Here is a 4,465-nt window from a genome sequence, read left to right as displayed (position 1 = left end):
GTGAGGTACATGACCATCCGCTCGAAGCCCAGGCCGAAGCCGGCGTGGCGGCAGGAGCCGTAGCGCCGCAGGTCCAGGTACCACCAGTAGTCCTCGGGGTTCATGCCCAGCTCCTTGATGCGGCTCTCCAGCAGCTCCAGGCGCTCCTCACGCTGGGAACCGCCGATGATCTCACCGATGCCGGGCACCAGACAGTCGGCGGCAGCCACGGTCTTGCCGTCGTCGTTGAGGCGCATATAGAATGCCTTGATGTCCTTGGGGTAGTCGGTGACAAACACGGGGCGCTTGAAGATCTGCTCGGTGAGATAGCGCTCGTGCTCGGTCTGCAGGTCGCAGCCCCACTCCACTTTGTAGTCGAACTTGTCGTTGTTCTGGCGGAGCAGCTCCACCGCCTCGGTGTAGGTAACGCGGCCAAAGTCAGAGTTGGCCACGTGCTCCAGCCGCTCCTTCAGGCCCTTGTCCACGAAGGAGGAGAAGAAGTTCATCTCGTCGGGGCACTTCTCCATCACCGTGTTGATGATATACTTGATCATGGCCTCGGCAGTGTCCATATAGTCGTTCAGATCGGCGAAGGCCATCTCCGGCTCGATCATCCAGAACTCGGCGGCGTGGCGCTGGGTGTTGGAGTTCTCGGCACGGAAGGTGGGGCCGAAGGTGTACACGTTGCCGAAGGCCATGGCGAAGTTCTCGGCGTTGAGCTGGCCGGACACGGTGAGGTTGGCCTTCTTGCCGAAAAAGTCCTTGGTATAGTCCACAGTGCCGTCCTCGTTCTTGGGCACGTTTTGGAGGTCCAGGGTGGTGACCTGGAACATCTCGCCGGCGCCCTCACAGTCGGAGGCGGTGATCAGCGGAGTCTGGGCGTACACAAAGCCCCGGTCCTGGAAGAAGCAGTGGATAGCGTGGGCAGCCACGGAGCGCACCCGGAAAGTGGCGGAGAACAGGTTGGTGCGGGGCCGCAGGTGCTGGATGGTACGCAGGTACTCCACGCTGTGGCGCTTCTTCTGCAGGGGGTAGTCGGGAGTGGAGGTGCCCTCCACCTGGATCTTGGAAGCCTTGATCTCCAGAGGCTGCTTGGCCTCGGGGGTCAGGACCACGGTGCCGGTGACGATGAGGGCGGCGCCCACATTCTGACCGGCGATCTCCTTATAGTTGTCCAGCACATTGGCGTCCAGGACCACCTGCAAATTCTTGAAGCAGGAGCCATCGTTCAGCTCCACAAAGCCGAAGCTCTTCATATCACGAATGGTACGGGCCCAGCCGCAGACGGTGATCTCCTTGCCGCCGAACTGCTCCTGGTCCGCAAAAATCTGTGCGATTTTGGTGCGTTCCATTTCCATTTCCCTCGATTCGTAAAATTTAACCTCAGTGGGCACTAGTATATCATTTTTCTTCGATTTTGCAAGGGGTTGCGGGCAATTCTCCCGCCAGAAGGTCCCCGAAAATCAGCTTTTCCTGCTCCGCTGCGCCCACGGACCGGTCCCGGAACTGGTAGAGCACCCAGCCCAGCACCGCCAGAGCCGCCGCCAGGGCGTACTCCAGGCCGCTGAGGGCGCCGGGACTCATGGGCAGCAGGATGTTGCCCGCCAGGAACACCGAGGCCAGAACGCCCAGCACCGCCGTCACCTTCCCGCCGGGCATGGACACCGGCCGGCGGAGGTCGGAGCGGGTTTTCCGCAGCCACAGCACGGCGGCAAAGGACATGACCCACATGACAATGGTGGTTAGGGAGGCCACATTGATGAAGGGGATAAAGAACAGCTTGCCGGTGAAGGGGGTAAGCACCACAAAGGCGGCGGTAAAGCAGATGCACCGCACCGGCGTGCCGTATTTGGGGTGTAGGACGGCAAACTTTCTCGACACCAGGGCGAACCGGGACAGGCCGTAGAGCATCTGGGCGGAGGAGTAGAGGGTGGAGTTCATCACCCCCACCGCCCCCACAAAGGCGGTAACCAGGAAGAGAAGCCGCACCCAGGGCAGGCCGGTGATGGACACCAGCACATCGGCAAAGGGGGCGGTGCGGCCCACCGCCTCGGTCCAGGGCATGCAGCCCGCCACGGCGGTGGACACCAGGCACAAAATGCCGGTGACCAGGAACAGGCAGGTAATAAGGGCGGCCCCCGCCTTCCGGGCGGCGGGGCCGGTGGCGTCGGCGGCGGCCTTGGACACCGTCTCCCACCCGGCCACCGAGAACACCAGCAGGGAGAGCAGAGAGGCCGAACCGGCAAAATCAAACTCCATGCCTCCGTCCGAAGCATACACCGCCGGGTCGAAGTGGGCAAAGCACACCGCCAGGCCGAAGGCGCACATAACCAGCAGCACCACCGTGGCGATCTTGGCCAGGGAGGCGCACACGTTGGCCCCTTTGATCTGCACCCACAGGATGGCCCCGGCCAGCAGCAGCTGGAGGACCAGGTTGGGCAGGGTCACCGGGAAGTCCCCCACATGGTAGAGGACGGCGGTCTCCTTCAGAACGGGAAACAGCTCGTCCAGCAGGGAGATGGCGGCCAGATCCACCCAGCAGAACACGATGGTGTTCATCAGGATGCCCGCCCACCCCACGGCAAAGCCCCCTCTGGGGCCAAAGGCGGCGTAGGAGTACACCACCTCGCCTCCCGGCAGGGGGAACATGGGGATGGCCTCCATGTAGGCGAAGGCAAAGGGCAGCTCAATGATAATGCACAAAATAAAGGCCACCGCCAGATTCAGCGGCCCGCCCGCCGTGTCCAGCCAGGTACCGGTAAGCAGCAGCCAGCTGGTGCCCAGCATACAGCCGATGCCCATAGCCACCAGCCCAAAAAAGCTGATGGACTTTCCCCCTGTTTTTCCCATCCAGATCCCTCATTTTATGTCAGATAGACCTATTATAACATGTTATAGGGCGCTTTCAACCTCCGCCCTTTCCCTTCTTCTCCTCCCGGGGCCAGGCCCCCGCCGCCACCCCCAGCAGGGAGAAGGCCACGGCAATGCCGCAGAAGAGGAGCAGTACGATATAGTCATGGTGATAGAGCAGGAAAACAGCAGCGAAGGTCCCCGCCCCGCACAGCACCGGATAGAGAGGGCAGAAGCCTTGGCGTTTTCCCAGGAACATCCCCACAGCCAGACAGCCAATGGGCAGCAGCACCTGAGCGTAGATGGCGCCGCTCAGCAGGGGCATACCGCTGCCCTCCAGCTGCCGGAGCAGCCAGGGCAACCCCAGGCAGAGTGCCAGGACAACAGGCACATAGGGCAGGGTCTCCCGCCACTTGAAAAACGATGGACCGCGACGCGTCATGCTTCTCCCTCCTTTAATTCTCATGATAACGAAAACAGGGCCGTCTGTCCACAGTTTTCAGACAGACGGCCCCGCCATATGGAACTTTGGTTCAGGAAATGGCCCCGATTTGGGCGTTGAGGGCCTCCACATCGGGCCCGTCCACCGGGTCGTTGGCAAGGCCGTACTCCTGTTTCAGGGACAGGATGCGGTAGACGCTCTCATCCAGCCGTTCCATAGAGATGCGGCCGGCGTCCACTGCCGAGAGCAGGGCGTCCCGGGCGGCGGTGAGGTTGTCCGCCTCATGGCACACCAGCAGCAGGTCGCACCCGGCCTCCACCGCCAGAACGGCGGCCTCCCCCATGCCGTAGGTATTGGAGATGGCGCCCATCGTCAGATCGTCGGTACACACCACCCCGTCAAAGCCCATCTCCTGCCGCAGTAGGCCGTCCACCACCTTTGGGGACAGGGAGGCGGGCAGGTCGGCGTCGATCCGGGTCATGAGGATATGGGCCACCATGACGCAGGGGGTTCCCTGGTCAATGGCCGCCTGGAAGGGGATCAGCTCAAATTGCTCCAGCTCCTCCCCCGTTTTGTCCACCACCGGCAGGTCCACATGGGAGTCGGTGCCGGTGTCCCCGTGGCCGGGGAAGTGCTTGACCACCGGGATCACGCCCCCCTGCTCCAGGCCCTGGTTCACCGCCAGCCCCGCCCGGGTCACTGTGTCGGGGTCGCTGCCGTAGGCCCGGTCTCCGATGACGGTATTGTCCGGGTTGGACCAGATGTCCAGGCAGGTGGAAAAGTCCAGATGGAAGCCGAAGGCGGCACACTGGGCGGCCAGCACCTTCCCCCGCTCCAGGGGGTCGCCGCCGGCGGCGATATAGTCATAGGCGGAGGGCAGGTCGTCCACCTCCGGGGGCATCCGGTCCACCCGTCCCCCCTCCTGATCCACACACAGGAAGAGGGGGGTGTTGTCGCCGTTGAGCGCTTTCAGTTCGTTGGTCAGGTCCGCCAGCTGGTCGGCGTTCTCCACGTTCCGGCCAAAGAGGATGACGCCGCCCACCTGGTAGTCCTGAACGGCCTGAAGGCCATCCTCACCGGCCTCCGTTCCCCCGATGCCCGCCACCAGCAGCTGGCCCACCTTCTCTTCGGTGGTCATGGCCGCCAGAGCCTCCGCCACCGGGTCAGGGGTGGGGGTAGGCTCCGGGGTGGGCG

The 4,465-nt window shown here is 63.2% G+C and carries 4 protein-coding genes; all 4 read right to left on the bottom strand.

Features of this window, described 5'->3' with window-relative positions:
- Nucleotides 1-1,331 (bottom strand): asparagine--tRNA ligase (gene asnS / locus Q0K43_RS10425; protein ID WP_297290465.1); only part of this gene is annotated, 1,331 nt, incomplete at its 3' end.
- Between the two features lie 49 nt (nucleotides 1,332-1,380).
- Entirely contained in the window at nucleotides 1,381-2,829 is a 1,449-nt protein-coding gene (locus tag Q0K43_RS10420) for an APC family permease (protein WP_297290464.1), read from the bottom strand.
- A gap of 55 nt (nucleotides 2,830-2,884) precedes the next feature.
- The gene (locus Q0K43_RS10415; protein ID WP_297290463.1) at nucleotides 2,885-3,271 is read right to left on the bottom strand and encodes a hypothetical protein; all 387 of its coding nucleotides are present in this window, start codon (nucleotides 3,269-3,271) and stop codon (nucleotides 2,885-2,887) included.
- A gap of 91 nt (nucleotides 3,272-3,362) precedes the next feature.
- Nucleotides 3,363-4,465 (bottom strand): beta-N-acetylhexosaminidase (nagZ, locus tag Q0K43_RS10410; RefSeq protein WP_297290462.1); only part of this gene is annotated, 1,103 nt, incomplete at its 5' end.

The sequence above is a fragment of the uncultured Flavonifractor sp. genome (assembly GCF_944383115.1).
In the GTDB taxonomy this organism is placed as follows: Bacteria; Bacillota; Clostridia; order Oscillospirales; family Oscillospiraceae; genus Flavonifractor.
Note: the sequence above shows the minus strand (reverse complement) of the source record. Positions and strands in the feature narration are given on the sequence as shown.

Bases quoted from the DNA above. Each gene is read 5' to 3' on its own strand.
- Q0K43_RS10420 (WP_297290464.1), bottom strand. From the start codon at position 2,829: ATGGGAAAAACAGGGGGAAAGTCCATCAGCTTTTTTGGGCTGGTGGCT.
- Q0K43_RS10415 (WP_297290463.1), bottom strand. From the start codon at position 3,271: ATGACGCGTCGCGGTCCATCGTTTTTCAAGTGGCGGGAGACCCTGCCC.